This window comes from Flavobacterium flavipallidum (assembly GCF_038289905.1).
Taxonomy (GTDB): domain Bacteria; phylum Bacteroidota; class Bacteroidia; order Flavobacteriales; family Flavobacteriaceae; genus Flavobacterium; species Flavobacterium flavipallidum.
Genome location: NZ_JBBYHU010000003.1, coordinates 160811 through 178451 on the forward strand (window position 1 = coordinate 160811; position 17641 = coordinate 178451).

Below are 17641 nucleotides of genomic sequence, written 5' to 3' on the forward strand. Positions count from 1 at the left end.
TTTAACATTAAAAAAATAAGTAAAAGCTAAAAAAAACTTAAAAAAAATATCATAAAAAGCATTGTTGTAACAAAATTTTATTACTTTTGAAACATGTAAACGTTTACATTCCATTTGCTTTAGATGAAGTAGTTGTTAAAATACAAAAAAGTAGCACAAAATGTAAACGTTTACACTGATTAAAAGTTAACAGAATAACAGTAAATGTGTTAACCAAATCAAAAAGTAAATCAATTTATGATTTAAGCGTATATATAGATTTCTCGCTAAATAGAAATAATAAACCAAACGAAAACAATTAATTTTTTTAACCAAAAGAAACACACTTATGAAACAAACATTTAAAATGGTGTTTAGTGTATTACTGTTCTGCTTGATGAGTATGAATGGTTTTGCTCAAAATGCAATTACTGTCACAGGTAAAGTTGTGGATAAAGACGGACTTGGGGTTGTCGGTCTTAATGTTATTGAAAAAGGAACAAAAAAAGGTGTTCTGACCGATATTGATGGTGCCTATAAAATCCAGGTTCCTAAGGGAGCAGTATTGCAGTTTTCATTCATTGGAATGAAAACAGTAGAGAAAACCGTTAATGGATCAACTTCAATCAATATAACGATGGAAGATGATGCAGCTTCTCTGAATGAAGTAGTCGTTGTAGGGTATGGGGCTCAGAAAAAATCTCATTTAACGGGTGCTGTAGCAACAATTAAACCTGAAAATATTCAGGATTTACCAGTGACAAACTTGTCTGAATCATTAAGGGGTCAGATTGCAGGTTTATCTGTAGGAGGAAATGGAACAAGACGTCCAGGAGAGACAGCAGATCTTCAAATTCGTCAGGTTTTTGGGTTTTCAAAAGATGGGAGTACTAATTTTCCATTGATAGTTATTGATGACATGGTTCAAGTTGATCCTGTAACAGGGCGTTCAACTTTGGAAATGTTTAATAGATTAGATCCTTCTGAAATTGAAAGTATTACGGTTTTGAAAGACGGTTCTGCTGCTATTTATGGTTCTCGTGCTTCACAAGGGGCTATAGTTATTAAGACAAAAAGAGGTAAAGAAGGCAAAACGCAGTTAAACTATTCAAGTCAATTTGCGATTAACGATGCGATTAGCCACGCTAAAACTATGTCAGCCTATGATTCAGGAGTTTTTAATAATAGAATATTAATGGCTACGACTCCTACTATCGATCAAGGTTTGTTATATTCAGCAACTGATTTGGAAGAAATGAAATCATTAAATTACGATTGGTTAAAGAAAGCATGGAAGCCAGCTACTCAACAAAGACATACTCTTAATGTTAGTGGTGGTAATGAAAAAGCTACTTATTTTGCTGGTATAGCATATTTAACACAAGGAGCCAATTTAGGTGAACAGGATTATCAAAAATGGAATTTCCGTTCAGGTGTTAATGCTAAAGTGACTAAGGATTTAGACATGTCTTTTTCTGTATCAGGAAACTCTGGTGATGTTGAGAAATCATTTACAAAGGCTAGTGGTAGTATCAGAAATGGATTTGCTAGTGCTTATACTAATGTTGAACAGGCTGATTATGGTTTGTTGTTACGTATGCCAAAATATATTCCTATATCATTGACAAAAGACGGTGTAGAGTATTATACCTCTCCGTTTCCTCGTTCTAATGTGAATTTAGGTAATAGTCAAAACTCTAATTCTTCTATTGCAGGTTGGAATTATTTTGCAGTTCTTGATAGTGGATCTAAATCTTTTACTAATGATTTTACCTATAATGTTAATGGTTCATTAACCTATAAAGTCCCTTTTATAAAAGGTTTGTCATTAAAAGGAAGTTATTCTAAAAGCCAAACGGCTTCAAGGTCAGAACAAGTTGCTCTCCCTTACACTCTAGCAAGGATTACTAACTTTTTCACTACTGGAAATCATTTAGCTAGTCAGGCGACTAGTTCTGAAATCAACATTGCTGACAATGTTAGAAATGCAAGAGTTCAATATGATAATAATACTTCTAAAAATGTTCAAGCTGACTTTTTTGCAACTTATGCAAGAGAATTTGGAGATCATAGTGTAGATGCTATGTTTGGTATTGAACGTTCTGAATCTGAGTATTACCAGACACGTTTACTTTATGATACGACTACGTCTAAAAATTATATAGGAACTTCTGCAACTGCTGGAACATTGAATGCAGGTCTTAGTTATTCCATTAGAGGAGAAGGAGGTACAATGTCTTATCTAGGGCGTTTCAATTATAGTTATAAAGATAAATATTTGATGTCATTAATTTATCGTTCAGACGCATCAACTAAATTTGCTCCTGAGAATTACTGGGGAAGCTTTCCGGCTGCTCAAGTCGGTTGGGTAGTTTCGAAAGAAGATTGGTTTAGAGATAATGTCACTTGGGTTGATTTCTTAAAATTACGTTATTCTGTTGGGAAAACTGGAAAAGACAATATTAATGCATGGAGATGGGCAACATATTATGATATTGTAGTAGATAAAGGTGTTCAGTTTGGATCTAATGGAGGAACATTAAGTAATGCATTAGTTCCTAGAGTTGCACCAAACAGAAAAGTTGGATGGGATACAGACTGGAAACATAATTATGGTATTGATTTTAATTTATTAAACAACAGGTTGCAAATCACTGCGGATTACTATTTTGATAAGAATACAGATATGTTGATCTCATTAGCAAGTCAAGTTGGTGTTCCTTTTTCAGTAGGAGGAGGTTTTGCGGAAGAGAATTATGCAGCGGTTAATGCTTGGGGAACAGAGTTTTCTATTAATTGGAGTGATAAAGTAAAAGATAACTTTAGTTACAATGTTGGAGTTAATTTTGGTTTTGGAGATAATGAAGTAAAGAAATATCCAGATCCAGGTTATACTTTAGAGTCTGCTAATACAATTCGTAACGGTTCTTCTTTTTATAATCCGGTATGGGGATTCAAGGTATGGAAGGGTACTTCAACTGGTGATGGTATTCTTCGTACAGATGAAGATGTTACTAATTATTGGAATTATTTGACTCAAAATGCTACTGCAGTTGGTGGTACTCCAAATTTTATGGGATTGACTACATTGGCTGATTTGAAGCTTAGAAAAGGTATCTTGGCTTATCAGGATTTAGGTGGCGCATTAGATGGAACTACAGGTGTTCAAAAGGCTGCTGATGGTAGAATTATTGCAGGAGAAGATTATGGTAAAATTGCAAAGAGTAATAGAACTTATGGATTTACTACTAATTTAGGGATGAAATTTAATGGAATTTATATCAAATCTCAAATTGCAACTTCATGGGGCGGTTATCAAAGTTTAGATAATGTAGCACAATTTACTGGTTCATCTGATGGTTTCTATGCTCGTGAAACTTTTTGGAATGATATGTATGGTTATGACAACCTAAATGGAAAGTATCCTACTTTAGCATTTAGAGATTACACTTCTAGTCCATCTGATTTCTGGACAGTTAATAACTTCCGTTGTACAGTAAGAAATTTAAGTGCTGGTTTTGAAATACCAAAAGATGTTTTAAAAAGTATTAATGTTGATAAACTTTCAATAGGTATTACAGGTTATAATCTTTGGGATTTGTATAATCCTTATCCAAACAAGTATCGTAATATGTATGATAATTCTTTGGCAGGTTATCCTACACTTAGGACTTGGACACTTAATTTGAATGTAAGCTTCTAATTTTAAATTAATTTGAATTATGAAAACAAAGATAAATAGATATATAACATTAGCACTTTTACTAGTTTTAGGTGTTTCTTGTAGTGATGATTTTTTACAAGATAAGAAAAATTACGGACAAATTGATGATTCATTCTATGAAAGTCAGGAACAGACTGATTGGTATATTAATAGATTGTATTATAACTTTTTTTATGGATATACTAATCCTGGACTAACATTAGTTGGGGGATTTACAAATACATCCAGTTTAACTGAAGAGTTACCGGGTATAACTAATTTGATTAATCCTAGTATTGTATATACAACAGCAGAAGACGTTTCTTCTGTAACAGGTTATTATGGTAAAGCATTAGGAGGTAGTGTTAAAAATGAACCTTACGATAGAATCAGAGATATTAACTCACTGTTAGAAAATATTGATGTAAAAGGAAGTAGTTTAAGTGAAGATTATCGTAAAACAGCAAAAGGTCAAGCTTATTATTTAAGAGCAATTCAGTACTTTGATTTAATGCGTACCTATGGAGGTGTACCTATAGTAACTAAAGTTCAAAATGCTACTTCTGATGATGAATCCATAAAATTACCAAGAGCGTCAGTGACAGAAGTGGTGAATCAAATTGTTGCTGATTTAGATATGGCAGCAAGTTTATTACCTTCTCAGTGGAATGCAGCTAATTACGGTCGTTTTACTCGTGGAGCTGCTCTTGCTCAAAAATCTAGAGTTTTGTTAACTTATGCCAGTCCATTGTTTAATAAAAATTGGGATACAGATTTGACAAGATGGAATGCTGCTTTGGCTGCAGGTTTAGCTGCTGAAACGCAATTAACTGCTGATGGGTTTGGATTATACGGGAGTTCTGCAAAAGATTGGCAAAATATGTTTTTGATAGACAATGCATTTTGTAAGGAAGCGATTACGGTAAAGTTGTTGGGAACAGGTACGACTACTCTTGCAGAAAATAATAGTTGGGAAATGTCTCTTCGTCCAATAAGTCAAGGAGGTAAGGGAGGTTTAGAAGCACCAAAAGAAATGATAGATTTATTTCCTATGAATGATGGTTCAAGACCAGTGCCAATTGTTGGAGGCGTTGGTAATTATGATCCATTTATTTTCTTTAAAAATAGAGATCCTCGTTTTTATAGAACTTTTGCTTTCTCAGGAGTTAAATGGCCATATAGTCAAAATACAAGTTCAGTGGTTTGGTCTTACCGTTGGTTAAATACTGCTGGTACCGCTTTTTATAGTGATAATAATAATGAGACGAGTCCTGCTTTCATTAGAAAAATGTCAAATCCAGCTGCTTCAAATGCTACTACGTTTCAGTATTCAGGTACGGATATTATGGAGTATCGTTATGCGGAATTGTTGTTAAATATTGCTGAATGTTATGCCGCTTTAGGAGATATTTCTAACACAACGACTTATTTAGGTAAAATTAGAAATAGAGTTGGTATTTCATCTACAAACAATTATGGTATTGGAACATTAGCAGATAAGTATAAAGCTATTGAGGCTGTTTTGTATGAGCGAAGAGTTGAATTAGCTTATGAGGGTAAACGTTTCTGGGATATACACCGATGGATGTTATATAGTGATGAGTCTGTTGATGGAATAGTTAATAATACTTGTTCTAAATTAGGTGTAGCACCTATTAATGGGACACAACGTACAGGTCATTATTTGCAATATAAAACCACAGCATCTTCGGATCCTTTGGCAAGTACTCGCACAAGTATTAGTGTTGATATTGATGCTGCTTCATCTACTTTTGATGCTCAGATTTTGGCTTTAGAAACTTATTACAAAAATAATTTTGTACTAGGAGATTTAAATACACCTATGGACAATGTTAGTGGTGTGGCTAGTTTTATTAAATGGAAGCCTAATTATTATATTAATGGTCTTCAAATGAATGTTTTAACGCTAAATCCATGGATTGTTCAAACTATAGGATGGAAAAATGCTGCTGGTTCAGCAGGTACATACAACTATCAAGAATAGTAATTTTATAACAAAGAAATGCCTGAAATTATTCAGGCATTTCTTCTAATTACACCTACCATTTTTAATCTAATAAATAGCAGTTCTAACCCAACTTTTTTATTAATTAAGAAAACTCTAAAATGAACAAATTAAATTTTTTATTAGCTTTTTTAGTTTTAGGAAGTGCGAATTGTTTTGCACAATATCCTAAAATATCACCTGAAGTACAGGCAAGAGAAAATGCGATTAAGGCGGAAGCAGAGAAGCTTTCTAATGAGGCTTGGGAAAGAGCTAAAGTGATTGTAGAACAAGAAGCAAGACAGGGAAAACCATTTGTGCCATGGGCATCGAGACCTACTGATTTACCACAGGCTTCCATTCCTGCTTTTCCAGGTGCTGAAGGAGGAGGAATGTATAGTTTTGGTGGTCACGGAGGTAAGGTTTTAACGGTAAATAGTATAGAGGACAGAGGGCCAGGTACTTTGCGTGAAGCTTTGGAACAAGGTGGTGCCAGAATAATCGTTTTTAATGTTTCTGGAATTATTAAATTAAAAAGTCCGTTAATTGTTCGTGCTCCTTATGTTACTATCGCAGGGCAAACTGCACCTGGTGATGGGATTTGCGTAGCTGGTGAAACAATTTGGATTAATACGCATGATGTGGTAATCCGTCATATGCGTTTCCGTCGTGGTGAAACTTTCGTAGGTCGTCGTGATGATGCTATTGGAGGAAACCCTGTTGGTAACGTAATTATTGACCACGTTTCAGCTACTTGGGGATTAGACGAGAATATGTCTTTCTACCGTCATATGTATGATGATGAAACAGGAGGACCTGAAAAGAAAATGGGTATTGTAAATGTAACCATTCAAAACAGTTTGTTTGCAGAAGGACTGGATACGTACAACCACGCTTTTGGAAGTACTTTAGGCGGTGAAAATTGTTCATTTGTTAGAAACTTATGGTCTTGTAATACCGGTAGAAATCCTTCTATTGGTTGGAATGGAATTTTTAATTTTGCTAACAACGTGATTTTTAACTGGGTAAACCGTTCTATTGATGGTGGTGATTATACGGCTCAGTATAATATCATCAACAACTATTTCAAACCAGGTCCTGCTACTAACAAAGATGAGCCAATTAGCTACCGAATTTTGAAACCGGAATCAGGTAGAAGCAAATTGCCTTACATGGTTTTTGGTAGAGCTTATGTAAACGGAAATGTAGTGGAAGGAAACGAGAAAGTTTCTAAAGACAACTGGAACGGTGGGGTACAAATGGAAAACAAAAAAGGAGAACATATGTCTTTTGAAGAAGCTTCTACTTATTTTCCTAAAATGCGTTTTGACAAACCATTCCCAATGCCGTGGTTGAAAAAGTTTATGACTGCTGATGAAACTTACGATTATGTGCTTAAAAATGTAGGTGCTAAATTACCAATAAGAGACGTGGTAGATACTCGTATTTTAAGAGTGGTGCAAACAGGAAAACCGGAATATGCTAAAGGTTTAGAAGGAAAAACTTTCTATCAGTTTGAACACCGTCGTTTACCAATGGATTCTTATAAGTTAGGAATTATTACTGATATTTCTCAAGTAGGAGGCTATCCTGAATACAAAGGAAAAGCTTATAAAGACTCAGATAAAGACGGTATGCCGGATGCTTGGGAGAAAAAATACGGTTTGAATCCTAATGATCCTTCTGATGCAAATGGAGATCTAAATGGTGATGGTTATACTAATATCGAAAAGTATATTAATGGTATTGATCCAACTAAAAAAGTAGATTGGAAAAACTTAGATAATAATGAAGATACTTTGGCTAAAAATGAACAAGGATTAGCTGAGTTTAAAAAGTAATTTAATTGTAAATGGCACACTTCTTGCTTCGTCTGTACATGATGAAGCAAGAATTTTGCTTTATAAAGATTAGATTTTAAAAATTTATTTTTATGAAAAATTACAAAAAAATAGTCATAGCAGTATTGTTAGGAGTTATGTGTTCAAACGTTGGAGCACAAACTAAAGTTGATCCGGAATACGTAAAAGTCACTAATGAAAGAGCGCAAAAAATTGTTAATGATTTGAAATTAGAATCAGCTAAAGATCAATTGGCCGTTAGAGATATCATTGCAGAGCAATACCGTTCATTGAATACCATTCATGAAACCCGTGATGCAAAAATTGCTGAAACTAAAAAGAGTATTACTGATAAAGAAAAACAACAAAAAGAGATTGAGCAATTAAAAAATGAAGCGGATAAAAAGATCTTATCACTTCATAAATCATATTTAAAAAAATTAAGCAAAAAGTTAAATAACAGTCAGATTGTTCAGGTAAAAGACGGAATGACTTATGGGGTTTTGCCTATAACTGTTGTAGGTTACAATGATATGTTGCCAAATTTAACTGCTGAACAAAAAAAGTACATTTATGATGCACTTGTTGAAGCAAGAGAGCATGCAATGGATGCGGGGTCTTCTAAAGAAAAACACGGTTGGTTTGGAAAATACAAAGGAAGAATCAATAACTATCTTTCTAAACAAGGTTATGATTTAAATAAAGAAAGTGCTGACTGGCATAAAAGATTGGAAGAAAGAGAAAAGAATAAAAAATAGTAGTTGTTTTGAGATTCTCAAAAACGTCAGTTCGAGTGTTTTTTATGTAATGAAATGAAGTAAAAAATGTATCGAGAACCGTTTTTGATAAACAAATAAATAATTCATTCTAAAAACCTCAAAAAATGAAAAACCAAATAAAGCAGCTATTAAGCTTAGGTATTTTACTGCTAAGTTCTTCTGTAATGCATGCGCAATATCCAGATATTCCAAAAGAGATTCAGGATAAAGCGGATGCTGTCTTAGCACAGGAAGAAGTTAGACTAGCAAAAATTTGGGCTGATAATCAGGATGTTTTAAAAAAAGAAGCTTTGCAAGGTCGTCCTTATTTACCTTGGGCATCTTATCCAAAAGATTTTGTACCGGCAGCAATTCCTGCTTTCCCCGGAGCCGAAGGTGGTGGCGCTTATACACAGGGTGGTAGAGGCGGAAAAATTTTCGTTGTAAACAGTTTAGAAGACAGTGGCCCGGGAACTTTTAGAGAAGCCTGTGAAGCTGTAGGAGCTAGAATCATTGTGTTTAATGTATCGGGAATTATTAAGTTGAAAAAACGCATCAGTATGCGTGCGCCTTATGTTACTATTGCGGGACAAACAGCTCCTGGTGATGGTATTTGTATTGCCAGCGAAACCTTAGAAATCGATACGCATGATGTTATTATCCGCCATATGCGTTTTAGAAGAGGAGCAACCGAAGTAACTCGTAGAGACGATGCTTTAGGAGGAAACGTAATAGGAAATGTTATTATTGACCACTGTTCAACAAGTTGGGGATTAGATGAAAACATCTCATTGTATCGTCACCAATTTCAGGCTAATCCAAAAGCCAAATTAGAAAAATTACCTGCTTGTAATATTACTATTCAAAATACCATTTCGGCAGAAGGTTTAGATACTTACAATCATGCTTTTGGAAGTACTATTGGAGGTTTGAACAGTACGTTTATGCGCAATCTTTGGGCAGATAATATTTCCCGAAATTGCTCAATTGGTATGTATGGCGATTTTAATTTTGTCAACAATGTAGTTTTCAACTGGTGGAATCGTTCACTTGATGGAGGTGATTATCGTTCGATGTTTAATATCATTAATAACTATTTTAAACCAGGGCCTATCACTCCAAAAGGAGAACCAATTAGTTACCGAATTTTAAAACCAGAATCAGGATATATAATACCTAAAGCTTTTGGTAGAGCTTATGTTGATGGAAATTATATTGACGGAGTTCCAGAAGTAACCAAAGACAACTGGAATGGTGGAGTTCAATTAGAAAATCTTACCTTCGAGCAGGCAAAGGATAAATTGGCTTTCATTAAGCAAAATAAGGCTTTTCCAATGCCTAAAATTACAATGATGAGTGCGCAGGAAGCTTATGAATTTGTGTTGAATAATGTTGGGGCTACTTTGCCAAAGAGAGATGCAGTTGATGAACGAATTGTAAAACAAGTTCGCACGGGAAAAATTGAAGTAAAAGACGGTTTAGAAAATGCTATTGGGAAGGAATTTATCAAAAGAAGATTGCCTGCTGATTCCTATAAAAAAGGAATTATTACTCATCCTGATCAGGTAGGAGGTTATCCTGAATACAAAGGTAAAGCTTATAAAGATTCAGATAATGACGGAATTCCTGATGCCTGGGAGAAAAAATATGGTTTGAATCCTAAAGATGCTTCAGATGCCAGTGGCGATTTAAACGGAGATGGTTATAGCAATATCGAAAAATACTTTAACGGAATTGATCCAACAAAAAAAGTAGATTGGACAAATGCTGATAATAATAGAGATACGCTTTCGGCTAGTTTACTGCAATAGTTTTTTAACTGTTTAAACCAATTATGAGTGTAGATTGGTCATTTAAAATAAAAAATAAACCATTAAGAAATGAAGATAGATTAAGCCTAAATTCTCTTAATGCCTTAATGGTTTAAAACAGTGATGCTGTTTTATAGTTATAAATGGTATTGTATGAAAAATAAATTTCAATATTCAAATAAAATAAATAGTTGTTTTAGCAAAATAATCAACAAGTGTCTTCGTATGGAGACACTTTTGTTGTTGTTTTTAGTAACTGCTTTAAATGCTCAAAATAATTTTCCAACAATCACTAAGGATAAGGCTGGAAAATTAATTAGGACTAAAGATAATTCAGGAAATGAAATCCCTGATTTCTCCTTTGCAGGTTATCGCGCTGCACAATATGCAATTCCTACAATTACGGTTAAGGCATTTGTACCTGCAATTTCTGGTGATGCTACAGCAACGATTCAGGCTGCGGTAGATTATGTGGCTTCGCTTAAGGCGGATGCCAACGGTTTTAGAGGAGCTGTTCTTTTAGACAAAGGAATTTTTAAGGTTTCGGGAGTTATCAATATTAAAGCAAACGGAATTGTTTTAAGAGGAAGTGGAGCCGGAAATAAGGGAACCGTTTTATTAGGAACAGGAACGAATAGAGAAGCAATTGTTAACATTTCAGGAATAAACAATCGTGTCCTAAAAGATAAATTTCAATTAGCCGAAGAATTTACAGCTTTAGGTGCGACTACATTAGCTTTAAAAAATACTCCGAATATTAAAAAAGGCGATCGTATTTTAGTGAATACTCCTATCAACCAACAATGGATTGATAAACTAGGCATGGTTGATTTTGGAGCAGAAACAGGATGGATAGGCTGGAAAAAAGATGATTTTGTCATTCGTGCCGATAGGGAAGTAACTCAGGTACAGGGGAACAAAATCACCATCGATGCGCCTTTGACGAATGCTCTGGACGAAAAATTATCGCAATCAGAAGTAGTGGTTTACAATTGGTCAGGTCGTATCAATAAAATTGGAGTTGAAAATTTGACGTTAAAATCGGAATTCGATACTACCAATCTAAAAGACGAGCAACACCGCTGGCATGGAATTTCGATTCAAAATGCAGAGGATATTTGGGTAAGACAAATTAATTTTGAACAATTTGCAGGTGGCGCGGTTTCGATTTTGAAATCGGCAAAAAGAATCACTGTTGAAGATTGTATTTCTTTGAATCCAATTTCAGAAATCGCAGCACATAGAAGAAATACTTTTTATACCGAAGGGCAACAAACTTTATTTCAACGTTGTTATTCGGAGTATGGCTATAATGATTTTGCTGTTGGTGGTTATGCCACAGCAGGACCAAATGTTTTTTTACAATGCGAATCCTATTTGCCTTACAGTTTCAGTGGTTCTATTGGAAGCTGGGCTACAGGAATTCTTTTTGACGTTGTTTTAATTGATGGAAATGCTATTAGTTTTAAAAACAAAGAACAGGATGCCCGCGGACTGGGATGGAATGCGGCTAATAGTGTAATCTGGGAATCATCGGCTTCTAAAATTGAAAATTACAGTCCGCCTACGGCTGACAACTGGGCATTTGGAGTTTGGGCACAATGGGCTGGAAACGGACATTGGGCTGATGTAAATAATCATATTTCGCCTAGAAGTTTGTATTATGCCTTATTGGAACAACGACTTGGTAAATTACCAATGCAGGCTCAAATTTTAGATTTGGGAACAGAACCTTCTTCGAGCCCAACGATTGAACAGGCTAGAATTCTTACTGCAGAATCCTATAAAAAGCAAACCACTTTAAAAGAGTGGATTAGTCAGGCAGCGACCAGAAATCCAATTGCTGTGAATTCCTCAAAAGCGAAAGTTTTTGATGAAGTTAAGGCAGAAATTAAATCAACTGAAGTGGCTTCAAAAATCGCCATTAAAAACGGACTTTTAATTTCTGATAAAGGATTGCTTACTGGTGAAACGATTGATATTCCCTGGTGGAGAGGAAGTTTGCGTGATAGCGAAATAGCTAAGTCAAGACCGCATATTACGCGTTTTGTACCGGGACATTATGGACTAGGTTATACCGATAATTTATCTGAAACAGTTCAGTTTTTAGTGGTTAATAACAAAGTGGCTTTGGATCATAATTATGGTTTGTGGTACGAACAACGTATGGCCGATCACGAACGCATTCGCAGGATGGATGCCGATGTTTGGGCTCCGTTTTACGAGCAACCTTTTGACAGAACCGGTCAGGGAATGGCTTGGGATCATTTGAGTAAATACGATTTGACCAGATTCAATAGCTGGTACTGGAATCGTTTAAAAACTTTTGCCGATTTAGCTGCCCAGCAGAATAAAATATTGATGAACCAACAGTATTTTCAGCATAATATTTTAGAGGCAGGAGCACACTGGTCCAGCTCACCTTGGCGTCCGGCCAATAATATTAACAATACAGGTCTTCCGGAACCGCCGCCTTATATGGGGGATAAGAGAATCTTTATTGCCGAGCAGTTTTATGATGTTAAAAATGAAAATATCAAAAAACTGCATCAGGGTTTTATCGAAAAAAGTTTAGTCAATTTTAAAGATAATGCCAATGTATTGCAGTTTACCAGTGCTGAATATACAGGACCTTTATCTTTCATGCAGTTTTGGATTGATGTGGTAGCTAATTACGAAAAAACACATCAAAACGAATCTAAAATAGCTTTGAGTGCTACTAAAGATGTACAGGATGCTATTTTAAATGATGCGGCCAGAGTTGCTACAGTTGATGTAATTGATATCAGATACTGGTATTATAAAGAAGACGGAAGTTTGTATGCTCCTCAGGGAGGCGTAAATTTAGCCCCAAGACAACATGCCCGTCAAATGAAAGTGGGTAAGGAAACCGATGAACAAACCTATAGAGCCGTTCGTGAATACCGTGATAAATATGCTGATAAAGCGGTTATTTATAATACTCCGGGAGCCAATAGATTTGGTTGGTCGGTTTTAATGGCTGGAGGTTCTTTGCCGGCTCTTCCTAAAATTAATATTGCCGGTTTTTATGAATCATTGACAAACATGAAAACGACTCAGGATGAAAATTACAATAGTGCTGTTTGGACTTTAAAAGACGATGGAAAGGCCTATCTTTTTTATCTGTTAAAAGCCAATAAAACGACTGTTGATCTATCAAAATATTCAGGTACTTATGAGGTGTTTTGGATTAATCCTGAAAATGGAAATGTGATTTCCAAAGAAACCATTCAAGGAAAAACCATTACTACTTTAACAGCGCCACAGGCAAAAGAAACTAAAATTGTAGCTTACTTAAAAAAGAAATAAAATGATAATATCGAAAACTATTGGCAGAATAATTACACTTCTAGGATTGAGCTTTGCGACTGTTTCCGTTCAGGGGCAGAACACAGCGAAGCCTTTGCAAAAACTTCAGGTTTCCTCTAACAAACACTATTTCCAAACTCAGGATGGAAAACCTTTCTTCTGGTTAGGAGATACAGGTTGGCTGACTTTTGGGAAATTAAGTCGCGAAGAAATCAATACTTATTTTCAGGATAGAAAAGCAAAAGGATACAATGTTATTCAGGTGATGGTGTTGCATAATATAACAGCAAAGAATGTTTATGGTGATGCAGCATTAGTTGATGCTGATTTGTCTAAACCATTGACTACTCCGGGTAATAATTTTAATAATCCTGATGAATATGATTTTTGGGACCATGTAGATTATGCCTTGGATGTTGCGCAAAAAAACGGAATTTATTTAGGAATGGTTCCGGTTTGGGGAACAAATATCAGTGCTAAAGACAGTAAAGTAACGCTGGCACAGGTTGAAAAATATGCGAAGTTTTTGGCCGATAGATTTAAGAACAGAACCAATGTTATCTGGTTGAATGGAGGAGATACCTATGGCGATAAATTCACAGCTATTTGGAATGCAATAGGGAATATTGTAAAGACGAATAATCCAGATCAATTGGTGACTTTCCATCCATTTGGTCGTACCGATTCTTCTGAAAATTATCATAATGCAAGCTGGCTGGATTTCAATATGTTCCAATCCGGTCACAGAAGATACGATCAGGATACCCTGCCAAATTCTTTCAAAGAAGACAATTACAAATTTGTGTTGAGAGATTTTGCTTTGAAACCAACTAAGCCAACTCTGGACGGAGAACCATCTTACGAAGGAATTCCTCATGGATTGCACGATACTTTACAACCTAAATGGAAAGATCAGGATTTAAGAAGATATGCTTATTGGTCAGTTCTTGCAGGAGGGGCCGGTTTTACTTATGGAAACAATGCAGTGATGCAAATGTATCACAAAGGCGAAAAGAAAGGCGCTTATGGAAACAAAGCCATTTGGAGTGATGAACTGAATGCTCCGGGTGCGGGTCAAATGCAGTTTGTAAAGAAATTAATCTTGAAACGAAATTATTTTAGTCGTGTTCCGGACGAATCGATTGTTGTTAATCAGGGTGTAAAATACGATTATCTGGCAGCAACCAGAGGTGAAAATTATGCGTTGATTTACACTTATAACGGGAGAACGATGTCTTTGAATATGGGTAAAATCAACGGAGACAAAGTTAAAGCGGCTTGGTTTAATCCTCGAAATGGAAAAGAAAAAGCAATAGGCAAATTTAAAAATACAGGGGTTTTACAATTTGATCCTCCAGGGGAAAAAGCAGATGGTAATGATTGGGTTTTAGTTTTAACATCAAAAAAATAATTTACTTCTCCTGCAAGGTTTATAAAACATTGTAGGTGTAATTGCTAAACATACAAATACCTATAAGGTCTGAAAAGACCTTGCAGGATATGAAAAAGATTAAAAACAACAATTATGAAAATTAAATCAATACTTATAATCTTTTGTTTCATTACAGCATTCAATACTGCTTTTGCTAAAAATGAAGGATGGATAAACATTCTGAATGCAGGTGGAAACAACAAAGGAATTTTGTGTACCAAAGCAATTCAGGCTGCCATTGATAAAGCTGCTGCGAATAATGGAGGAGGAACTATCTATTTCCCTGCCGGAGAATATTTAACAGGAGCTTTAAAATTGAAAAGTAATATCTGTATTTATGTAGATGCAGGGGCTGTTTTAAAATTCTCTGATAATTTTGATCATTATCTCCCTTATGTAGAAATGCGTTACGAGGGAATCATGATGAAAACGTTTTCACCATTGTTCTATGCTAAAGATGCCGAAAATATCAGCATTAAAGGAGGCGGTGTTATCGACGGACAGGGTAAAGCCTGGTGGAATGAAGTGTATCGAATTGAAAGTGCCAAAGGTCCAATTCCGGAGACTAAATACCAAACTATGTGGGTGGAGCAAAATAAAGGAATTGAGTATGAGGCTTACTACAAAAGAACTATTGATAAGCATTTTTTCAGACCTTCTTTTTTCCAGGTGCTGAATTGTAAAAATATTTTAATCGAAGGAGTTACGTTTAAGAATTCTCCTTTTTGGACCATAAACCCGGAGTTTTGCGATAATGTTACCATTACAGGAATTACCATTAACAACCCTCATTCGCCTAATACTGACGGAATCAATCCGTCTTCCTGCAAAAATGTACATATTTCTAATTGTCATATCAGTGTCGGTGACGACTGTATTACCATCAAATCAGGAAGAGATGCCGATGGTAGAAAATACGGCATGGCAACTGAGAATGTGACTATTACCAATTGTACCATGTTAAGCGGTCATGGTGGAGTGGTGATTGGAAGCGAAATGTCGGGCGGAATTAAAAAAATTACGATTTCCAACTGTGTTTTCGACGGAACCGACAGAGGAATCCGTTTGAAATCGGCTCGCGGTCGTGGTGGCGTTGTTGAGGATATTCGTGTAGACAATATTGTGATGAACAACATCAAAGAAAATGCTATTATAATGGATTTATTCTACGATAAATCGAGCAAAGAAGAACCGGTTTCAGAAAGAACACCTATTTTTAGAAACATCCATATTAGTAATTTAACCGGAACGAAGGTTAAAAAAGCAGGAACGATTAATGGAATTACTGAAATGCCGGTTCAAAATGTTTCTTTTTCGAATATCAACATTCAGGCAGAAGATGGATTTTCATTGAATACCGCTGATAATATAGAATTTCACGATGCAAAAATCACTACTACTATGGGAGCTTCATTTAAAATTGAAAGTTCCAATAATTTGATTTTGGATAATGTAGCTACCATGAAACCAATTGCTAATACGCCATTGATTAAATTAACAGATGTTTCTAATGTGATGATTAATAATAACTTCCCAATGTTTGCTACCGATGTTTTCTTAGAAGCTGATGGTGCTAAAACTAAAGGAATCTATTTGAAAAACAACGTTTTTAATAATGTGAAGAAAGTAGTCAATAAAGGAGCTACTTTGAGTGTTGGTGCTGTTGTTGAATAATTGAATTTAATCCTGCAAGGTTTCTAAAACCTTGTAGGTATTTGATAAAACCATACCTATAAGTTCAAAAAAAGACCTTGCAGGTTGAAAAAAATTAAACATGAAAAAAATTGCAATAGCATTATTAATATTAATTGGTTTATCCAGTTGTGTTTCTAAAAAAGGTGAAGCTTATCTGTTCACTTCTTTCAGGGAACCGGCAACAGCAGGTTTATATCTGGCTTCCAGCGAAGATGGTTACCATTGGAAAGATTTGGGTGGGCCTTATTTAAAACCCGAAGCCGGCAAAAGTAAAATCATGCGTGATCCTTCCATCGTAAAAGGGAAAAATGATGTGTATCACATGGTTTGGACTACCGATTGGAAAGGTGGAGACGGTTTTGGCTATGCCAGTTCCAAGGATTTAATACACTGGTCAGAGCAACAATACATCCACGTGATGAAAAACGAGCCTGAGGTAGTAAATGTATGGGCTCCTGAAATTTTCTATGATGACGAGCAGGATCAATACATCATTATTTGGGCTTCTACTATTCCGTTTCGATATGCAAAAGGACAGGAAGAAGAGAAAAACAATCACCGCATGTATTATGTAACGACAAAGGATTTCAAGACGTTTTCGGATACCAAATTGTTTTTCGAACCGGGTTTCAGTGTGATTGATTGTGTGCTTTTAAAACGAGCCAAAAACGATTATGTTTTGGTTTTAAAAGACAACACCCGACCAATGCGTAACATCAAAGTTGCTTTTGGTAAAACACCTTTAGGGCCATTCGAAAATATCTCTGAACCTTTAACAGCGTATCTTTCTGAAGGACCAACGGTTTTAAAGAAAGACAATGACTGGTTGATTTATTACGATAATTACGGAGCCAAAAATTACCAGGCAATCCGTACTTCTGATTTTAAGAATTTTGAAAATGTAAGTTCAAAAATTCAACTTCCGGAAGGACACAAGCACGGAACAATTACAACTATTTCAAAGAAGAAGTTGAAAAAGCTAATAGAAAAAAAGTAAAATATAATGCCACAGATTTCACAGATTAAAAAGGATTAGAAATCTTTAAAATCCGTAACCCGAGCGTTAGCGAATAGGCGAAGCAAATCT

9 protein-coding genes are annotated in these 17641 nt (G+C 35.3%); all 9 read left to right on the top strand.

Features of this window, described 5'->3' with window-relative positions; genetic code table 11:
- Nucleotides 1-328 precede the first annotated feature (328 nt).
- Nucleotides 329-3682, top strand: coding sequence for a SusC/RagA family TonB-linked outer membrane protein (locus AAEO59_RS02920; protein ID WP_341699254.1), 3354 nt, complete (start codon nt 329-331; stop codon nt 3680-3682).
- 19 nt (nt 3683-3701) lie between these two features.
- Nucleotides 3702-5687: a RagB/SusD family nutrient uptake outer membrane protein gene (locus tag AAEO59_RS02925; RefSeq protein WP_341699255.1), complete on the top strand. Its 1986-nt coding sequence runs from the start codon at nt 3702-3704 to the stop codon at nt 5685-5687.
- 122 nt (nt 5688-5809) lie between these two features.
- Nucleotides 5810-7528, top strand: a complete 1719-nt coding sequence (locus AAEO59_RS02930) for a polysaccharide lyase (RefSeq protein WP_341699256.1) — start codon at nt 5810-5812, stop codon at nt 7526-7528.
- A 92-nt stretch (nt 7529-7620) separates the two neighbouring features.
- Complete coding sequence (locus AAEO59_RS02935; protein ID WP_341699257.1) at nt 7621-8286, top strand: DUF3826 domain-containing protein; 666 nt, start codon at nt 7621-7623, stop codon at nt 8284-8286.
- 125 nt (nt 8287-8411) lie between these two features.
- A complete protein-coding gene (locus AAEO59_RS02940) occupies nt 8412-10097 on the top strand; it encodes a thrombospondin type 3 repeat-containing protein (protein WP_341699258.1) in 1686 nt (561 codons plus the stop codon).
- A 225-nt stretch (nt 10098-10322) separates the two neighbouring features.
- Complete coding sequence (locus tag AAEO59_RS02945; RefSeq protein ID WP_341699259.1) at nt 10323-13427, top strand: DUF6298 domain-containing protein; 3105 nt, start codon at nt 10323-10325, stop codon at nt 13425-13427.
- A 1-nt stretch (nt 13428) separates the two neighbouring features.
- Nucleotides 13429-14838, top strand: a complete 1410-nt coding sequence (locus AAEO59_RS02950) for a glycoside hydrolase family 140 protein (protein ID WP_341699260.1) — start codon at nt 13429-13431, stop codon at nt 14836-14838.
- A 114-nt stretch (nt 14839-14952) separates the two neighbouring features.
- A complete protein-coding gene (locus AAEO59_RS02955) occupies nt 14953-16533 on the top strand; it encodes a glycoside hydrolase family 28 protein (RefSeq protein WP_341699261.1) in 1581 nt (526 codons plus the stop codon).
- A 100-nt stretch (nt 16534-16633) separates the two neighbouring features.
- Nucleotides 16634-17551: a glycoside hydrolase family 43 protein gene (locus AAEO59_RS02960; RefSeq protein WP_341699262.1), complete on the top strand. Its 918-nt coding sequence runs from the start codon at nt 16634-16636 to the stop codon at nt 17549-17551.
- Nucleotides 17552-17641 lie beyond the last annotated feature (90 nt).